Here is a 19,648-nt window from a genome sequence, read left to right on the forward strand (position 1 = left end):
GAGGGGCTCAGACGAACGGATCCGGGTTGGGCAGGCCCAGTTGCACCGCGCCGAAGCTGCGCCCGTAGGCCATGAAGTTGTTGGCGATATGCCCGCGGGCCTGGTGCAGGTCGCGGAAGATCCGCGCCACCGGGTTGCTGTTGTACAGGCCCGAGGCGGCCATGCTGCGCAGCAGGTCGTCGACCCGGTCGGCGCAGACGTTGGTCACGTAGGACGACTGGTAGCGGTACAGCAGGCGGGTTTCGGTGTCCGGGTACTCGCCGTTGCGGGCCAGGTCCATCAGGTGCGCGTAGTTGCGCTCCAGCACCAGCTTGAGGGCATCGACGGTGATCGCCGCCTCGGCCACGGCGATCTGCGCCACCGGGTCGTCGGCGGTGCGTGCGCCGTGCTTGCCGATATGCGCGGCGGCATTGGCGCGGAATTCGTTGATCGCCCCCTGCAGCGCGCCGATCGCCGAGGTCGACACGGCCCGGGAGAACACCTGGGCGAAGGGAATGGCGTAGATCGGGTTGTTGTTGACCAGGCGGCCGGGGGTGGCTTCGATGCGCCAGTTGTTGGTGCGCTGCACGCGATGGGCCGGCACGAACACGTCCTCGACCACGATATCGTGGCTGCCGGTGCCGCGCAGGCCGAGCACGTCCCAGTTGCGTTCGATGCGGTAGTCGGCGCGGGGCAGCAGGAAGGTGCCGTGTTCGCTGGCGAAATCGCCGTCGGCCGGGAGAATGCCGCCGAGGAACACCCACTGGCAGTGCTCGCTGCCGCTGGAGAAGCCCCAGCGCCCGCTGATGCGATAGCCGCCCTCGACCACGCTGACCTTGGCCGCCGGCATGTAGGTCGAGGAAATCAGCGCGCCGTGGTCGTCGGCCCAGACTTCGCGCTGTGCCTCGATCGGGTAGCGCGCCAGCTGCCAGGGATGGACGCCCATCACGCCGTAGATCCAGGCCGTGGACATGCAGCCTTCGGCGAGGATCATCTGGATCTCGAAGAAGGTCCGCGGGTCCACTTCGTAGCCGCCGAAGGCGCGCGGTTGCAGGGCGCGCAGCAGGCCCGCGGCCTGCAGTTCGATGATGCTCTCGTCCGGCACCCGCAGATCGCGCTCGGCCTGGGCGGCGCGCTCCTTGAGCAGGGGCACCAGGCGGCGTGCCCGTTCGATCAGCTCGATTTCTTCTTCGTTCTTGTCACGTGTGCTGTACATCGTTCGACTCTCCGGATTCGGTTGCGGGCTGGGGAGAATCATCGGGTTGGGGATGAGGGGGAATCATCGTCAAAGCGGACTAGGCGGGGGTTTCGGGATGCATGCCTTGGGTTGTTGTGGCGCCCTCAAGATCCAGCGCCGCCCGCGCGGCGCATCGCGGATGAATCCGCTCCCACATCGGTTGCAACGTGCCATGGCCTGTTGGATTTGGGTTGTCAGCCTTTGTTTTTTCGGCGATGCATCGCGGGGAGGCTGTTGAGCCCGACTCGATATCGAGTCGAACACACAAGGCGGTCAACTATGGCCTGTCAGACATAGGTACGTTGCAACAAATGTGGGAGCGGATTCATCCGCGATGCGCCGCGCGGGCGGCGCTCGATCTCAAGAACACTGACACTCTCAAGACAAGCGCCTGAAGGCCTCCCTACCTTTTCCCGCTAGTCCATTGAGACGATGCCCCACCCCGCCCCGCCCGCCATAGTCCTTCCATCGCCCCAATGGCAACCGGAAAAAGGACACCCCCATGAGCATCCTCAATCGCTTCCGCCTCGACGGCAGTGTCGCCCTGGTCACCGGCAGCGGCCGCGGTATCGGCCGTGCCATCGCCCTGGCCTATGCCGAAGCCGGCGCCGATGTGGTCTGTTCGGCCCGCTCGCAGGCCGAAGTCGAGGCGGTCGCCGAGGAGGTCCGCGCCCTCGGTCGGCGCGCCCTGGCCATCACCTGCGACGTCAACGACAGCCAGCAACGCCAGGCCCTGGTCGCCCGCAGCCACGAGTACATGGGCCGCCTCACCCATCTGGTCAACAACGTCGGCGGCGGCGGGCCCAACGATCCGTTGCAGATGCCCCCGGAGCAGTTCGACGAGATCCTGCGCTTCAACGTCTCCACCGCCTACGCCTTCTGCCAGCTCTGCGTACCGCTGATGCGCGAGGCCGGCGGCGGCACTATCGTCAATGTCAGCTCGGTGGCGGCGCGCTATTCGCAGCGCCATTTCAGCGCCTACGGCAGCGCCAAGGCCGCCCTGAGCCACCTCACCCGCCTGCTGGCCCAGGACTTCGCCCCGCAGGTACGGGTCAACGCGGTCGCCCCCGGCCCGACCCTGACCGACGCCCTCGCCGGGGTAATGCCGGCCGCCATGCGCCAGAGCATGGAAGCCAATACCCCGCTGCAATGCCTGGGCAGCCCAGAAGACATCGCCGCCGCCGCCCTGTACCTGGCCAGCCCGGCCTCGGCCTGGGTCACCGGCAAGATCATCGATGTCGACGGCGGCGCCGACTCCACGGTGTGGGTCGGCTGAACCCTCTTCCCCCTTTGGCCGGCACCTGGTGAACCCGTTGGGACCGGCCTTTTTTTCTTCCCAGCACAACGAGCCCCTCCCATGGACGCCCCCCTGATCGATGCCCTCGGCGCCGAGCTGTTCCACGCCCTGCGCAGCCGCAAGACCCTCGCCCCGCTCAGCGAGCGCTACCCGCACATCACCCTCGACGACGCCTACCGCATCTCCCTGCGCTTCCTGCAGCGCCGCGAAGCCCTCGGCGAGCGCGTGATCGGCAAGAAGATCGGTGTGACCAGCCGCGCCGTGCAGGAAATGCTCGACGTGCACCAACCGGACTTCGGCTTCCTCACCGACGCCATGCAGGTGGCCGACGCCAGCGAGGTCAGCCTGGCCCGCTACCACCTGATCCAGCCCCGCGCCGAGGGCGAGATCGCCTTCATCCTCGGCGAAGACCTGCAAGGCCCCGGCATCACCGCCAACGATGTGCTGGCCGCCACCGAGGCGGTGGTGCCCTGCTTCGAGATCGTCGACTCGCGGATCGACGCCTGGCAGATCCGCATCCAGGACACCGTGGCCGACAACGCCTCCTGCGGCGTGTTCGCCCTCGGCACCCAGCGCATCGACCCGCGCGAGCTGGACCTGGCCCGAGTCGAAATGCACCTGCTGAAGAACGGCCAGCCCGCCGGCAGCGGCCTAGGTTCGGCGGTCCAGGGCCACCCGTGCGCGGCGGTGGCCTGGCTGGCCAATACCCTGGGCGAGCTGGGCATCCCCTTCCGTCGCGGCGAAATCATCCTCTCCGGCGCCCTCGCCCCGCTGGTACCGGTGGGCCCGGGCGATCGCATCAGCCTTTCCATGAGCGGGCTGGGCCAGTCCAGCCTGCGTTTCGTGCCCTGAGCACTGCCTTTTCCGGAGTAATCGACCATGAACAAGAAGATCCGCTGTGCGCTGATCGGGCCGGGCAACATCGGCACCGACCTGCTCTACAAGCTCAAGCGCAGCGAGGTGCTGGAGCCGGTGTGGATGGTCGGCATCGACGCCACCTCCGAGGGCCTGGCGCGGGCCCGCGAGCTGGGCCTGAAGACCACCGCCGAGGGCGTTGACGGCCTGCTGCCGCATGTCCTCGACGACGGTATCCAGATCGCCTTCGACGCCACCTCGGCCTACGTCCACGCCGAGAACAGCCGCAAGCTCAACGAACTGGGGGTGCTGATGATCGACCTGACCCCGGCGGCCATCGGCCCCTACTGCGTGCCGCCGGTGAACCTTGCGGCCAACCTCGGCCTGGGCGTGATGAACGTCAACATGGTCACCTGCGGCGGCCAGGCCACCATCCCGCTGGTGGCCGCGGTGGCCAGCGTGCAGGCGGTGGACTACGCCGAGATCATCGCCACCGCCGCCTCGAAATCCGTGGGCCCGGGCACGCGCAAGAACATCGACGAATTCACCCGCACCACCGCCAGCGCCATCGAGAAGGTCGGCGGCGCCAGGCAAGGCAAGGCGATCATCGTCATCAATCCCGCCGAGCCGCCGCTGATCATGCGCGACACGGTGCACTGCCTGACCGCCGACGAACCGGACCAGGATGCCATCCGCGCCGCCCTCGACGCGATGATCGCCCAGGTGCAGCGCTACGTACCCGGCTACAAGCTGGTCAACGGCCCGGTGTTCGACGGCAACCGGGTGTCGATCTTCATGGAGGTGGAAGGCCTCGGCGACTACCTGCCGAAATACGCCGGCAACCTCGACATCATGACCGCCGCCGCGGCACGTACCGCCGAGATGTACGCCGAAGCCATCCTCAAGGGCGCGCTGCAACTGCGCCCGACCACCGCCCAGCCCGCCCACGTCTAAGGAGCCGACCATGGATCTTCACGGCAAACGCATCACCGTGCACGACATGTGCCTGCGCGACGGCATGCACCCCAAGCGTCACCAGATCACCCTGCAGCAGATGAAGGACATCGCCAGCGGCCTCGACGCCGCCGGCGTGCCGCTGATCGAGGTCACCCACGGCGATGGCCTCGGCGGCAGCTCGGTGAACTACGGTTTCCCGGCGCACAGCGACGAGCAGTACCTGTCGGCAGTGATCCCGCTGATGAAGCAGGCGAAGGTCTCGGCCCTGCTGCTGCCCGGCATCGGCACCGTCGAGCACCTGCAGATGGCCCACGAACTGGGGGTCTCGACCATCCGCGTGGCCACCCACTGCACCGAGGCCGATGTCAGCGAGCAGCACATCGCCCATGCGCGCAAGCTGGGCATGGACACCGTCGGCTTCCTGATGATGGCCCACATGAACAGCCCGGAAGGCCTGGCGAAACAGGGCAAGCTGATGGAAAGCTACGGCGCCAACTGCATCTACCTGACCGACTCCTCCGGCTACCTGCTGCCGGAAGACGTCGGCGCCCGGGTCGCCACCCTGCGGGCGGCGCTGAACCCCGAGACCGAGATCGGTTTCCACGGCCACCACAACCTGTCCATGGGCGTGGCCAACTCCATCGCCGCCATCGCCGCCGGCGCCACGCGCATCGATGCCGCCTGTGCCGGGCTGGGCGCGGGCGCCGGCAACACGCCGATGGAGGTGCTGGTAGCCGTGTGCGAGCGCATGGGCATCGAGACCGGGGTCAACCTGTTCCAGATCCAGGACGTCGCCGAGGACCTGGTGGTGCCGATCATGGACTTCCCCATCCGCAGCGACCGCGATGCCCTGACCATGGGCTTCGCCGGGGTCTACGGCTCGTTCCTGCTGTTCGCCAAGCGCGCGGAGAAGAAATACGGCGTGTCGGCCAGGGAGATTCTCGTGGAAATGGGCCGGCGCGGCATGGTCGGCGGCCAGGAGGACATGATCGAGGACACGGCGATGACCCTGGCGCGACAGCGCCGGCAGGCGTAGCGGCGACGCCGCGAGGGCCGAGCGAGGGCCCTCGCGGCGTGGTGTCACGGGAACAGCTTTTCCCGCCCGGCGATGGGGCCGGCGACGATCGAGACGATGGTGGTTGCGCCGGGATGTGGCTCGACGAATTTCTGCACCAGGGTGTTCGGGCCAGCGTGGAGGTCCAGCAAGGTCCCGAACGCATCCGCCATCGAGTCATCGAACTGGGTGACGATCCCGGTGACCAGGTTCTTCGCGGTATTGCCAGCGCGCTGGGTCAGCCGCACTCCGTTGCTACCCGCAGGCACCACCGAATTCACCGATGTCACTTCGGGGTGGAAGTACTTCGCCTTGAACACATCGTAGGTGCCCGCGGCCTTGGCCTCTTCCGCACCGCGGATCAGCCCGGACAGTGCCTTGGAGCGAACCTGCTGGGCATGGCGCAGCTCGGCGGGCGTTCTCAGCAGCTTGGTCGGCGTTGCGGTGGGCAGGCCGCCGCGCATCTTCAACATGTTGTTCGGTATGCCCTTGATGCCATTCAGCGTCATTGCGAGCCCCGCCGCCGCACCGGCGATCGCAAAGACCTGGCCCCAGGTTTCCAGGGTGCGGGCCAGTTCCGGATCGCTTTCCGAAACGATGATCGAGGCCACGTCGAAGGCGAATGAAACAGCCGCCAGCGCCGTGGTAGCGATAGCCAGCAAGACCGAGGTTCCTGCAGTAAAAGGTGACAGCACTACGCCGATGGCGCCCACCACGATACGGAAGGCCGTGGTCTGGACCAGAGGCATGGTCCCCCAGCGCTCGTACTGGGCGACGAGCTGGTGGCCGCTGGGGTCGTGGTTGTTGACCGGGTCACCGCTGCAGAACACGTAGCTCGCCGCGCCGCCGGCACCGAAGGGGCTCCAGCTGTCACGCGTGAGGAAGCGTCCCCATTCGGGATCATATGGTCGATAACCGTTGCCCAGATAGTAGAACCCCATACGGTGCAGCGGCTCACCCTTGAAGCCCAGCCAGTTTTGCGACTTGGTCCCGGTGAGTCGTTTGCCGTACGCGGTATAGCGGAAGTAGGTAATTGTCTTGGTTGTAAGATCAATGCTCGCGAATACCGTACCGCTGGCATCCCGCAATTCGAAAGACCGGCTGTTGTTCTTGCCATCTGTGTCGACGATGGCGTCCTGGTAAAGACACGCCCTGCTCTCGTTGCGTAGTACGAGGGTGCGATTACCGAACCCCTCGCTCTTGTCTCCATCGCTCTGGACCAGCGCATAGACGCAGTTGCCACGATAGTGGTAGGTATCGGTCTTCTTGCCGAGCGTACCACCACGCATCCGCCCTTCGGCGTCGTAGTTGAAGGTGTAGATGATGGAGTCGTCTTCATTCGACCAGGTCTTGAGTTGGCCATTGCCGTGGTAGCTCAGTTTCCGTCCCGTGCTACTTGTCAGGCGACCATGATCGTCATGAGTGGTAGTGACGGTCCCCTTGTCGACCAGTAAAAATTCCTTCGCATGACGGACCTGCTCAACATTCGTATCGTGATAGAAGAACGAGTGATAGCCCGCTCTGAGCAGATTGCCCAAGGCGTCATATCGATACAGGTATTCCCCCGAGTCCCCGCTAGCCGCCGCGCTCAAACGCCTCGAATCGTCATACGCGTAGATTTCAACGAATACGTCCGTCTCTGTAACCTTCGCTTTCTCCTTTTTTGCGGCTTTCAGCGTTGTGCCGGCCAGTCTTCCATCAGTGAGCAGAGTTCGCTCGAGAGTCAATGTATCGACACCCTCACAAGCAAAGGTTCGGCTTGTTTCCTGACCCAATTCATCGTAGCTGTAGGCGACCTTCATGGTCATGCTGGTCGCTTTTACTGCCTTGATTACTTCGCTCATGAGCAAGCCATTGTCGGCGTAAGTGAAAGTGCACTCACAATGCTCGTTAACGGAGCGTGTTACCCGATTGAAGAAGTCGTATTCATACTTTGTCGTCGCACCAGTCAAGTCGGTAAACGACAACAGGCGTCCGCTGGTACTGAAATCCAGCACCGAAGCTTGTTCCACCTTGCCCATGGTCACGACTTGGGTATGGGTGTTCCCGTCGACCTTACTGCTGCAACCGGTCAGTGTGGTTGGCCTTGTTCCTGGGGTTTTCAGCGCCGACACCGTCGACCCGCCTTCGTAGCTGAATACGATGGTTGACTCGCCTATGCGCTGGCTGACAACTCGTCCCAGCATGTCGACGCTCTGCGTTCCCAGGGTATGGGTGACATCGCCACTGCTGACGCGGCTCTCGCTTGCCACCGGTGCGAGGCTGACCGCAGGGTAGATATTGCTAAGGTCGACGTTGTCACGGCGGGTCCTGAGCAGCCGCCCGGCGCTATCGTAGGTCAATGAAGAAGCTGCGCCCAACGTTGGACTGGCCTTGCTCAACTGCCCATAGCTGTCGTACTCGTAGCTGATCTTGTCGTGCTCGGTTTCCTTGCCGGATTTGTCAACCATCAAGTAGCGAACCGATTGCAGCAGTCCGTCATCAGCAACCGAGCGCTCGATCTTGCAACTGTTGCCCGAGCCGTTCCTGTAGTGCTCGATGACGCACTTGCGGTTGGGGTTGAATTGCCGGTCCACGCTGAACGTACCCTGGGTGAAGGTTTCACCGCGGACATTCGGGGAAAGCGTCTGGGACGTCTTCTTCAACTCCTTGCCGGCGCCGTCCTTGAGCACATTGCTGATCGAGACCTTGCCGTTCAGCTCGTCGTAGGACCAGCTGACGTGGCGCTCCGAGACCTTCTTGTTGTCCTTTCCATAGTCCGTCTCGACGCTCTTGCTCGTGCGCCCGACCTTGTCATATTCCCAGCGCTGGACCTCCAGGAAACTGGTCGCGCCGGAGGGCTTGAGCAACAGTGTTTTCCGGCGCCCGTGCACATCCTTGACCAGCCGGGAGGTGGCCCCGCCTTCGACCAGGTCGAACTGCGATTCCAGCTTGGCCAGTAACGCATACGTGGTCTTGCGCTGTTCGGTACCGCCCTTGCTCACCGTCTCGCTGGCCAGGTTGCCTTCGGGGTCATAGGTATAGATGGTCTTTATGCCCTCGCTGTCGACGCTTTCATAGAGCCTGCCGGTCAACCGCGAGCGGGTCTGGCTGGAGACGACATCGGTCTCGCCGGTACGGGAGACGGTCGCCTTGATGACCAGGCGGCTGGCATCGGAAGCATCCTGGGTGTAGCCGAACGTGGTGGTCCTGGCCGAGTTGGCGACGATCTTGCCATCCTCGGATAGCAGCTCGGTCTTGATCGACTTGACCGTGCCGAAGCCCGGCTTGGTGGCATCGGTGTGGTACTCGAAGGTTTCCACGGACATCGAGGCGGCTTTCCAGGTATTGAGCCTGTAGCCTTCCTTGTTTTCCCGGCTCTGTGCCGTGAGGCTCTTCAGCAAGGCCGCCTTGGTCTGCTCGTAGCCTTTCTTTTCATCGCCGGAAGCCCCTGCGGCCTGCTTGTCCAGGCTCTCCAGGAAGGCCTTGGCAGCGGCCTTGGCGGTCTCCATCTGCTCCTTTTCCACATCGACCTTGATCGAGTCCGGCTGCAGGACCGTGAGTTTCTTCGTCACCCGGACGCGCTCGTTGACCATGGCATAACCGAAGTAGGTCAGCCGCTGGGCGTATTCCGCACCATTGACCTTGCGCGTCACAAGTTCCGATTCGACATCACCGGAAAACGTGCCATCACTGCCGCAGTGGACAATGTCCACCGGCAGTTTGAAGGCTTTCTTCGCATAGTCGTTCTTGGCCGGCACCATGTTTACAGTGGTCTTGATATAGGTGCCCCAGGTCATGCCGCCAGAACCACTGGCCAGAAAACCCCAACCAACTGGATTGAGATAGTCGAAAGAGCCGAACAAGATGCCGAACAACCCCCTGTCCTGCACCTTCTCCTTGATTTCCGTGACCTCGAACTGCTGGTAGTTGTTGTAGTAGGTGTAATAGCGGTTTTCGCCATTGTCGCTACGACTGATCGGGTTGCCGATACCGTCGATGCTCATGCTCTGGTCTTCGACCAGGACATCGCCTTCCCAGACCTTGGTTCGGGATACCAGGCACTTGTTCTTTTCATCGAAGTCATGGCTGAGCTTGCGGCAGATCGGCACCTTGCTGCTGCCGTAGTCCTCCAGGCTGGAATGCTGCCCGTCGAAGCGATGGTAGCGCTCGAAAGCGGTACGCGGTGCCAGGGTGCGGAAATATCCGGTCAACCGGGAGACGTCATTGGCATAGGTCCATTCGTGCACAAGGTCGTCGACACCCGCGCCTGGGCAGATGTCATGGCGCTTGACCCTGCCGTCGCTCGCATACTGCAGGGTTTCCTTGTAAAGGGCTTTATCGAGCGTCGTGGCCTTGCCTGTAGTGACGGCGTGCTGGCGCTCGACTTCGACGGCCGTCAGCTTGCGGGTGCTGTCCTCACTGACGAGGTAACAGGTCTTGCCTGCGGTTGCGAAGCCACTGACCTCGAATTTTGTCGTCACATCCTTGGTGGACTTCTGCGTGAAGCTCCATGTTCTTTTTTCAGTTGTGCTTTCCGGAAAGACAACAATGGATTTCAGCATTACCGGATTCCAACTGGAATCCGTCATTTTGTCCCCACTGTCCATCGTTACAATTGAACCATGGAACCATTCAACTTTAACAAGTGTCTGCGCCCCCTTATTAATGGCCTTCAAACAATAACCATCATAAACAAGATCTAGGCAGTTTCCGGATGGCAACTGGTATTTCACCAGATTCACCCTCGCACCTTTATGGTCATGAGACTCGATCATGAATGAGTCAGAACAGCCATCCTTGTACCTCACGGTGAATCCAACCACCATTATTGAAGGTCCATAGCTTTCCGTAAGGCTGGAAATCGTGAAATCTCCCCCATTGATGCTCTCGGACATGCCCAGATCGGCTTTGACCTTTCTGCCATCTCGCAACATCAATATATATTCGCTGGTGCCCCAACCTTTGGGCAGCGCGAATCTTTGACTGGTATTCCCCAGTTTCAGGTAAATCCCTTCGTCATACGCCAGGCTCAACTTCAATGAGTCACTCAAGCCATCATCCGCAAACAACTCCGCCACCGGAATCTGCAACGTCGGCAACCCCGTCCGCGCATCCACGGTAATAAGCCTGCGCGCCTCGGCATACTGGTCGAACAGCTGCCTGGCCTCGCTGGTCATCCCCGGCAGCACCTGGGCGATCCCTGAAATGATCTCCAGCTCCACCTTCAGCCCCGACCCCTTGGGCGTCCACAGATGGTTGCCATCCATGCTGAACGCCGGCTCCATGAGGAACAGCTCCGGCTTTTCTTCTCCAGCCCGGATGAACTTGCTGCGTGCATTGATTTCCTTCGCCAAGTCCTGGGTCCATGACTGCAGGCCATAACGCCCCGCCGTGGGCCAGAAAACCATGCTTTCGAAAATACGTCCGCTCTTGCTGCCCCGCACCCGCACGATCACCTGCTCGTTGACCTTCAGGTCGCGCTTGCCCAACTGCACATCCTTGTCCCAATTGGCCAAGGTCAGCAGTGTCGTGAACGCACGCACATTCTTGTGACAGGCATGGATCTCGTTTTCCTTGTCCCAGGTCGGGTCAGGCGGGGCATCACCGCTCGTGTACCCGGCCGCTACCAGTTGCGTCTGGGCATTGATGCGCAGTGCCAGGTCCTTGGGACCGAGGTTGCTGCCGTTTCTCTTGCTGGCCGGGACGAAGCCGATGTCGCGCAGGATGTCCTCCGTGGTGTCGTCCAGCACATAGACCCTGCAGGCCTCGCCCTCCTTCATGTCGCGCTGCATCTTCAGCGAAACCAGCCTGGTCGGTGCATGCATCTTGTAGGTCACGCTCAATTTAGAGCCCTTGGGCACCCAGATCACGTTGGTATCCGCCGTCTCCTGGGGGACGATGGTCTTCTTCGCGGTATCCTTGACACCCACCTTGAGGTAGAGACTGTGCTGGTTGATATAGGCTGCCAGATCCTTGGCCCACTGCGCCGCCTTGAGTCGCGCCGGGTCGGGGGCGAAGGTCAGGGCCTCGCAGAAATTGCCCTTGTCACTGGTCGATACGGTGACCGTCATCCGCCACTTGGCCAGCAGGTCGTAGCGCGCGGTGAGCGTTTTGCCCTCCTCCCAGTTGTCCAGGTGCAGGGCCGTGGTGAAGGTGCGCAACTCGGCGTAGCGATGGCTGATGACGTTCTCGCTGGCGCTGTCCTTAGGGGTGAAGGTGGTCCCCGAACGCACGCCCGCCCCCGCATGCCCCGACGAGGCATTGATCTGCCTGGCCAGGTCTGCGGGCCACTGGGCCTTGCCCAGGCGTTTCTTGCTGGCGCTGGCGGTCAGGGTGATACGGTCCAAGGGCTTGTCGGCGATATCGTCGAAGGCGAAGAACGAGATGCGCTCGCCGTCCAGCGCATCGCGGTCCGCTTCGATCTTGCCCGCATCACTGAGGGTGTCCTTCGACCAGGTGACCTTGAGGAATTCACCATTGCACGGCAGCCAGATCCAGTTCGTGTTGTCTTCCCAGTGAGGCTCCAGGGTGTGGTTGTTCTGGCGCCCGGCCCTCACGTAATGGCTTGTGTTGTTGATCTGGATGCAGAAGTCCTTGGTCCACAGGCCCGAGGTCAGGCGCTTGGGGTCCGAGGCGGTGAAGGACACGGTTTCCAGCAGATGCCCGGCGCTGGTGCGCACGTTCATCCGCAGCCTCGTGCCCAATGTCAGCTTCTCGGTGGAGTGCATCGCCACCCGTCGTGAAGTATTCCAGTTGTTGTTGCGCGGCACCGTGGTCAGCACCACCAGGTCGCGGGAGGTGATGTTCCAGTACTTGTTGCGGTAGCCGCTTTCGAGGATGTCCCATTCGCCGCTGTCATCCTCGATCCCGGCGCGAATCAGCGCCGAGCGGTCATTGATCTGCCGGCAGAAGTCCACGACCCAGACCATCTGCGGCCGATGTTCGTCGCGCTCGGGACGAAAGCTGATCTGTTCGAGCAGCACCTCCAGCTCCCTATCGAACACGCTCACCGTGACCCGTTCGCCTTCCAGCAGGTCACGCCCCGACCAGACTTCGCCCAAATCCTTCCAGTTGCGTTTCATCCGTGCGCTCCTTCGGCCGTATCGGTCGACGAGGTACACTGGCATCGTCGAGTCGACGCAACAGCCGCATGGTTGAGAGTGGATACGTCAACAACGGTAAAGAGCGGCGGCAGTCCGCACAACTGACAGAAATATCAGGTGCCCGTGACTGCCGCCCCCTGCCGGGATCTACAACTTCGCCCGCTCCGGCAACGGCGCGGCGACGATCGCAATGCCCTCGGTCTCGGTCGTCGTAGCGGGCCGGAACTTCTGCACCAGCGTGTTCGGTCCGGTATGAAGATCCAGGGTGAAGCCGAGGAAATCCCACATCGAGTCGTCGACCTGGCTAATGGTGCCGGTGAACAGGCTCTTCGTCGTGTTGCCGATGCGTTGCGTGAAGGACGTGCCGACGGTGCTACCCGCATCGACGCTACCGGCAACACTGCCTTCGGGATGCAGGTTGGCGGCCTTGAAGGCCTCGTAGGTGCCCGCCGCCTTGGCCTTGTTCGACGCCTCGACCAGATCGGACAACGCCTTGGCCCGAGCCTGCTGGGCCAGGCGCAGTTCGTTGGGGGTCTTGATCCACTTGACCGGCGTGCGCACCGGAGGCCCGCCGCGGACACGGAACATATTGCGCGGTATGCCCTTGATCCCGTGCAGGGTCATGGCAGCGCCGGCCGCCGCGCTCATGATGCCGAACACCTGCCCCCAGGCCTCCAGGGTGCGGGACAGCTGCGGATCGCTCTCGGAAATGATCAGCGCGGCCATGTCGAAGGCGAAGGATATTGCCGAAAGCGCCGTGGTGGCGATGGCCAGCAAGGCCGACATCCCGGCGGTGAACGGAGCGATCAGCACGCCCAGCGCCCCCACCGCGATGCGGAACGCCGTGCTGTGGATCACCGGGGCATTGCTCCAGCGCGAATATTGCGCGATGACCTGGTGGCCGCTGGGGTCGTGGTGATTGACCGGGTCGGCATTGCCGAACACGTAGGCCGCGGCCCCGCCGGCCCCAAACGGACTCCAGCTGTCCGGGGAGAGGAAGCGTCCCCAGTCCGGGTCGTAGAGGCGATAGCCGTTGCCCAGGTGATACAGCCCCACGCGGTTCAGCGGCTCGCCCTTGAAGCCCAGCCAGGTCTGCGCCTTGCTGCCCGCATAGCGCTTGCCGTAGGGCTCGTAGCGAAACAGGGTGATGGCCTTGCTGCCCAGGTCGATGCTGGCGAACAGCGTGCCATTGGCATCGCGCAGTTCGAAGGAGCGGCTGTCCTTGTCGTCGGTGATGGCGTCCTGCAGCAGGCAGGCGCGGCTGTCGTTGCGCAGCACCAGGGTGCGCTTGGCGAAGCCGTCGCTCTTGTCGCCGTCGCTCTGCACCAGGGCATACACGCACTCGCCACGGTAGTGGTAGGTGTCGCTCTTCTTGCCGAGGGTTCCGCCACGCACCCGCCCTTCTGCGTCGTAGGTGAAGCTGTATTTGGACTTGTCTCCGTCCGTAGAGAAGGTGCTGACCTGGCCGTTGCCGTGATAAGCCAGCCTGCGCTCGCCATCGATGGTCAGGCGGCCGACGGCGTCGTGGCTTCGCTCCGTGCCGCTGCCATCGTCCGGGCGCGACTGCCCGGCCTTGCGCTCGTTGACCAGACTCACCTGGCCAGGCTTGCTCTCGTGGTAGTAGAACCAGCGACCGCCGCCGGCGGTGATATCGCCCAGAGCGTCGTGACTGAAGGTGTCGGACTTGCTGCCCGAGGCCGTCCACTTGCTCAGGCGCAACGAGTTGTCGTACTCGTAGCTGTCGGCATGTACCTCCTTGTCGGCCTTCTTCAGGGTACTGCGGGCCAGTCGTCCATCGGCCAGCAGGGTACGTTCCAGGCTCAGCGTATCGACGCCGGCGCAGGTGAAGGTACGCCGGGTTTCCTGGCCGAACTCGTCGTAGACGTAGGCCACCTTCATGGTCAGGCCGGCCTTCACCGACTTGATGCTTTCGCTGCTCAGCAGGCCGTTGTCGGCATAGCTGAACTCGGCCTCGCAATGCTCGCTGCTGGAACGGATGACGCGGTTGAAGAAATCATATTCGTAACGGGTGATCGCACCAGTCAGGTCGGTGAAGCTCAGCACCCGCCCTGCCGTGCTGAACTCCAGGGTCGAGGTGCGGGTCTCCTTGCCGTCCTTGACGCTCTGGACATGGGTGCGGGTGGTCTTGTCCAGACTCGCGGTACAGCCGTCCAGCGCCGTCGGGGCGGTACCGGGACTCGTCAGCGTGGCCAGCCTGGAACTGCCGGTGTAGGTGAATCCGCTGTCGTGGCCGTTGACCTTGCGATTGGTGACTCGGCCAAGCAGGTCTTCCGACTGCGTGCCAAGAGATTGCTTGCCGGCGTCGGTGCTGATGTGGCTCTCGCCCGAAACCGCGGCCAGGGTGTCGGGATGATAGCTGTTGTGCAGCGTGATGCCGTCGCGGCTGCTGGTGAGCAGACGGCCGCTGTGGTCATAGACGAAGGACGACGCGGCGCCCAGCTTGGGCGTGATTTTGCTCAGTTCCGCGTGTGCGTTGTAGGTGAAGTCGATTCGGTCGTGCTCGCTTTCCTTGCCGGCCTTGTCGATCTTCAGGTAGCGGATCCACTTCATCAGCCCCTCGGCGGACAGCCCGCGCTCGATCTTGCAGGCCGTGCCACCCGACATCGCGTGATGCTCGGTGAAGGTGCCCTTGCTGGTGTTGTATTGCCGGTCCAGGCTGAACTTGCCCTGGCTGAAACGCTCGCCCTTGACCGCCGGGGTGCGGGTTTGCGTGGTTCTCTTCAGCTCCTTGCCGGCCCCGTCCCTGAGCACGAGGCCGATATCGATCCTTCCGCTCGTTTCGTCGTAGGTCCAGGTGGTGTGGCGCTGGGCGACCTTCTTGTTGTCCTTGCCATAGTCGCTCTCGACGCTGCTGGCGAGCCGGCCGATGGCGTCGTAGGTCCAGGTCTGCGCCTGGACGAAGGCCGTGGCGCCAGGCGGCTTGAGCCACAGTGCCTGCTGGCGACCGAGCACGTCCTTCTCGATCCGCGTGGTCCCGCCGTCCTCGACCCGGTCGTACTGGCCGACAAGCTGGCGCACCAGGGTGTGGCTGGTCTTGTGCAGTTCCTTGCCGTCCTTGCTCACCGTCTCGCTCATCAGGTTGCCCTGGGGATCGTAGGTATAGACCGTCCGGACCTGCTCGCTGTCGACGCTTTCCAGCAGGCGCCCGGTATTGCGCGAACGGGTCTGGCTGGAAACGATGTCGGTCTGGTCCTTTTGCGAAACGGTGGTGGTGATGGTCAGGCGGTTGCTGTCGTCCTTGTCGCAGGTGTAGGCGAAACTGGTCGTCCTGGCCTGGCTCTCGCGTACCTCGCCATCGGCCAGTACCAGCGCGGTCTTGACCGACTTGACCATGCCATAGCCGGGCTGCTTCGCATCGGTGTGGTATTCGAAGGTCTCCAGGTACATGGACGCGGCATTCCAGCTGTTCAGCCGGTAGCCTTCGCGATTGGCTTCGCTCTGCGCCTTGAGGCTCTTGTTCAGATCGGCCAGGACCTGCTCGTAGGATTTCTTGGCCTCGCCGCTGGCGCCGGCGATCTGTTTCTTCAGGCTGTCGATGAAGGGCTTCGCCGCTGCGGTGGCGACCACCAGTTGCTCGGTGGCGACATCGACCTTGCTGCAGTCGGGTTGCAGGATGGTCAGCTTCTTCGTCTGCCGGATGCGTCCGTCGACCTTGCCGTAGCCATAGAACGTCAAGCGCTGGGCCTGTTCCTTGCCATTGACCTTCTGGCAGACCAGCTCGGACTCCACGTCACCGCAGAACGGTCTGTCGCTGCCGGAATGGCCGATAGCCAGCGGCAGGTGGAAGGCCTTTTGCGCATAGTCGTTGCTGGCCGGCAGCATCTCCACGGTGGAGTCGATACGGGTGCCCCAGGTCATGCCGCCGGAGCCGCCGATGGCGAAGCCGACGCCCACCGGGTTGATGTAGTCGAGGCCCTTGAACAGGCAGCCGAACAGGCTCCAGTCCTCGACGCGGGTTTCTTTCTCCGTAACGCGGAACTGCTGGTAGTTGTTGTAGTAGGTGTAATACGTGGTGCGGTGGTTTTCCCTTCGGCTGACCGGATTACCGATTGCATCGACGACCAGGCCGGTTTCGTCAACGACGACATCGCCCTCCCAGACCTTGGCTTGCGATGCCAGTTGCTTCTTGCTCTTGTCGAGACTGTGGCTGCGTTTGGTGCAGATCGGCACCGCGTCGCTACCATATTCCTCGAGGAATGATTGCTCACCGGAAAAACGGTAGCAGCGCACGAATGCTGTTCTGGGGTTGCTCGCCTTGAAGTAGCCCGTGAGACGGGTGACGTCGGTGGTGTAGTCGTAGTCGTGGATCAACTCGTCCATGCCACCACCAGGCGCAATGACATGACGATTGACTTTACCGTCCAAGGTATATTCCAGCGTTTCCTGATAGAGCGATTTGTCAGTTTCCGTCTTCTTGTCGACAGCGAATGAATACCTTTTCTCGACATCGATGGATATCAGTTTCCCATCGCTGTCATGAACGACGCTGTAGCAGGTTTTTCCAGCGGCTGCGAAGCCATCCACTTCAAAAACAGTTCGCGAATCGACTTCCTCTTTTTGTTTAAACTTCCACGTCAGCTTTTCCTTTTCGCAATTTGGAAACAATACGACCTTGAAGCCCCCAACCTCTTCAGAATCATCATCAATGTTTTCCACCTCGAGCACCGCGACCCCGTCTCGCGAGATCTTCTTGACCCTCCCTTCTGCGTAAGAGACCACAAGACTTTTTCCAGAGGAGACTGCATAGCTGGAAAGTTTGACCTGCTGACTATCCTTGTCGAACGAGGGGGTCAAGAAAGTATCAACTCCCCCATCCTTGTAGGTCACCGTGAATTTTGTAGGGACGTTTTTGAATTTGCTCGGAACAACAGATCCTTGTAGCAGAGCAGGCTCAAAAACGAGCCCAACTTTAAAATCCCCTCCATTTATTTCCGTCTTCATATTGACTGGTGTGGAGCGACCATCTCTTAAAACAAAGAGAAACTCACCATTTGTAGCATCCTGCTTCCTCGGAAAGTTTTTGCCCAGCCCGCCCAGCCGGATATGCACTCCCTGTTCTGCACTGTAGGCCAGACATACTTTCAACGGATCCTTGAAACTGTCATCCGCATACAAATCCGCCAGCGGAATCTGCAAGCTCGGCTGTCCCGTTTTTGCATCGACAGTGATATGCCGACGCGCCTCGGCATACTGGTCGAACAACTGCTTCGCCTCGCTGGTCATCCCCGGCCACACCAGCGGAATGCCGGAAAGAATGATCATCTCCACCACCAGCCCCGACTGCTTCGGAATCCAGAACGCATTCACCTCCCAGCCCGACGCCGGCTCCATCAGGAACAGCTTGGCGTTCTCCTGCCCCGCCCGGATGAAGCGGCTCTCGGCATTGATCCGCGCCGCCAGGTCCTTGGGCCACAGCGAGCGGCCATAGCGTCCTGGATTGGGAATGAAGGACAGGGCTTCGAAGATCCGCCCGCTCTTCTCGCCCTTGACCAGCACGATCACCTGCTCGTCCTCGACCAGGTCGCGCCCGCCGATGACCTTGCCCTTGTCGAAGTTCTTCAGGCTCAGCAAGGTGCTGAAGGCACGCACATCCTTCGCGCAGCCCCACAGCACGTTGCGATAGCCGCTGTCGATGGGCTTGGGCTGCTCGTTGGCGGTCTTCTCCCCCGCCGCGATCAGTTGCGTCTGGCCGTTGATGCGGGTCGCCAGGTCCTTGGCCGCGAGGTAGCGTCCGTTGCGCTTGTCACTGGGGGTGAAGGTGATGTCCCGCAGGATCTCGTCGGTGGCATCGTCCAGTACGTAGACCCGGCAGCCCTCGTTGACCCGCAGGTCGCGCTCCAGGGAGAGGTAGCCCACCTCCCTCAGCGTGGTCTTCTCCCAGCTGACCTTCAGCGCCGAGTCCTTGGGCAGCCAGATGAGATTGGTCTTGGCGTTCTCCTGCGCCACGATGGTTTTCTTCGTGGTGTCCTTGACCCCGGCCTTGAGGTAGCGACTGGAGCTGTTGATGTACCCCGCCAGGTCCTTGGCCCACTGCACCGCCTTCAGCCGCGCCGGGTCCGGGGTGAAGGTCAGCGCCTCGCAGAAATTGCCCCTGCCTGCCGTGGCCACGGTGACCACGATGCGCTCCGCCGCCGTGAGGTCGGCCTTGGCCTCGATGGTGTCGCCCTGCAGCCAGTTGTCCAGGTGCAGCGCGGTGGTGAAAGTGCGCAGTTCGCCCTGGCGGTGCTGGATCGTGTTGTCGGTGATCCTGACATGGGCCGAAGAGGCATTGACCTGCTTGGCCAGGTCCGCCGGCCACTGCGCCTTGCCCAGGCGCCCGGCCTTGGCGCTCAGGGTGATGCGGTCGAGCAGGCGCTCGGCAATGCTGTCGAAGACCAACAGCGACACCTGCTCGCCGGCCACGGCATCGCGGTCGGCTTCGATCTTGCCGGCATCCTTGGGCTCGTCGAACCACCAGTCCACCAGGAAATCACCATTGAACGGCGTCCAGATGAAGTTCGAGGCCTTCTCGGCATAGGGTTCGATGGTCTGTTCGTTCAAGCGGCCCGCGCGTACGTACAGGCTGGTGGCATTGATCTGGGTCGCCAGGTCCTTGGTCCACAGGCCGGGCGTGAGGCGCTTGGCGTCCGGGGTGAAGGTCAGGGTTTCCAGCAGCTGGCCGTTGGCGTTGCGCACGTTGACCCGCATCCGGGTGCCGGCGGCCAGGGTTTTGTCGGAGTGGATCTTGATCTGCTTCCCGTCTTCCCAGTTGTCCTTGCGCGGCACTGTGGTCACCACCAGCAGCTCCCGCGCCTGGTAGGTCCAGTAGTGGTTCTTGTAGCCGCTTTCGAGGATGACCCAGTCGCCAGCATCGTTCTCCACCCCGGCGCGCACCAGCGCCAGGTGGCTGTTGATGTGCCGGCAGAAGTCGGCGACCCACACGTACTGGGGTCGATGCTCTGCCTTGTCGGTGGTGAAGGTGGTCTGTTCGACCAGGGTCTTGAGGACCTTGTCGAACACGCTGATGGTGACCCGCTCGCCCTTGGCCAGGTCGCGCCCCGACCAGACTTTGCCCAAATCCGTCCAGTTGCGTTTCATACGTGCACGCCTCCGCCGCAAAGACCATCAGGTTTGCAAGGTGCTACGCAGGGAACGGTAAAGAGCGGCGGCGACCCGCACAACTG

The 19,648-nt window shown here is 62.4% G+C and carries 7 protein-coding genes; 4 read left to right on the forward strand and 3 right to left on the reverse strand.

What is annotated here, in order from left to right; all coding sequences use genetic code 11:
• Positions 1–7: 7 nt before the first annotated feature.
• Positions 8–1,195 carry an acyl-CoA dehydrogenase family protein gene (locus RTI28_RS23015; protein ID WP_316922587.1) on the reverse strand — a complete coding sequence of 396 codons (1,188 nt, stop codon included), beginning with the start codon at positions 1,193–1,195 and terminating at the stop codon, positions 8–10.
• A 523-nt stretch (positions 1,196–1,718) separates the two neighbouring features.
• On the opposite strand from RTI28_RS23015, the gene RTI28_RS23020 reads away from it, so the two are divergent.
• The 4 genes from RTI28_RS23020 (at position 1,719) to dmpG (ending at position 5,361) form a co-directional block, all read left to right on the forward strand.
• Positions 1,719–2,492, forward strand: coding sequence for a glucose 1-dehydrogenase (locus tag RTI28_RS23020; protein WP_316922588.1), 774 nt, complete (start codon positions 1,719–1,721; stop codon positions 2,490–2,492).
• Positions 2,493–2,573: 81 nt separating this feature from the next.
• Positions 2,574–3,365: a fumarylacetoacetate hydrolase family protein gene (locus RTI28_RS23025; protein WP_316922589.1), complete on the forward strand. Its 792-nt coding sequence runs from the start codon at positions 2,574–2,576 to the stop codon at positions 3,363–3,365.
• Positions 3,366–3,392: 27 nt separating this feature from the next.
• Positions 3,393–4,322, forward strand: coding sequence for an acetaldehyde dehydrogenase (acetylating) (locus tag RTI28_RS23030; RefSeq protein WP_316922590.1), 930 nt, complete (start codon positions 3,393–3,395; stop codon positions 4,320–4,322).
• Positions 4,323–4,332: 10 nt separating this feature from the next.
• Entirely contained in the window at positions 4,333–5,361 is a 1,029-nt protein-coding gene (gene dmpG, locus RTI28_RS23035; protein ID WP_316922591.1) for a 4-hydroxy-2-oxovalerate aldolase, read from the forward strand.
• 44 nt (positions 5,362–5,405) lie between these two features.
• On the opposite strand, the gene RTI28_RS23040 is transcribed toward dmpG, so the two are convergent.
• Positions 5,406–12,443, reverse strand: coding sequence for an RHS repeat-associated core domain-containing protein (locus RTI28_RS23040; protein WP_316922592.1), 7,038 nt, complete (start codon positions 12,441–12,443; stop codon positions 5,406–5,408).
• A 168-nt stretch (positions 12,444–12,611) separates the two neighbouring features.
• Positions 12,612–19,562: an RHS repeat-associated core domain-containing protein gene (locus RTI28_RS23045; RefSeq protein WP_316922593.1), complete on the reverse strand. Its 6,951-nt coding sequence runs from the start codon at positions 19,560–19,562 to the stop codon at positions 12,612–12,614.
• Between the last annotated feature and the right edge of the window lie 86 nt (positions 19,563–19,648).

It is taken from the genome of Pseudomonas sp. zfem002 (assembly GCF_032621685.1).
Lineage (GTDB): Bacteria > Pseudomonadota > Gammaproteobacteria > Pseudomonadales > Pseudomonadaceae > Aquipseudomonas > Aquipseudomonas japonica.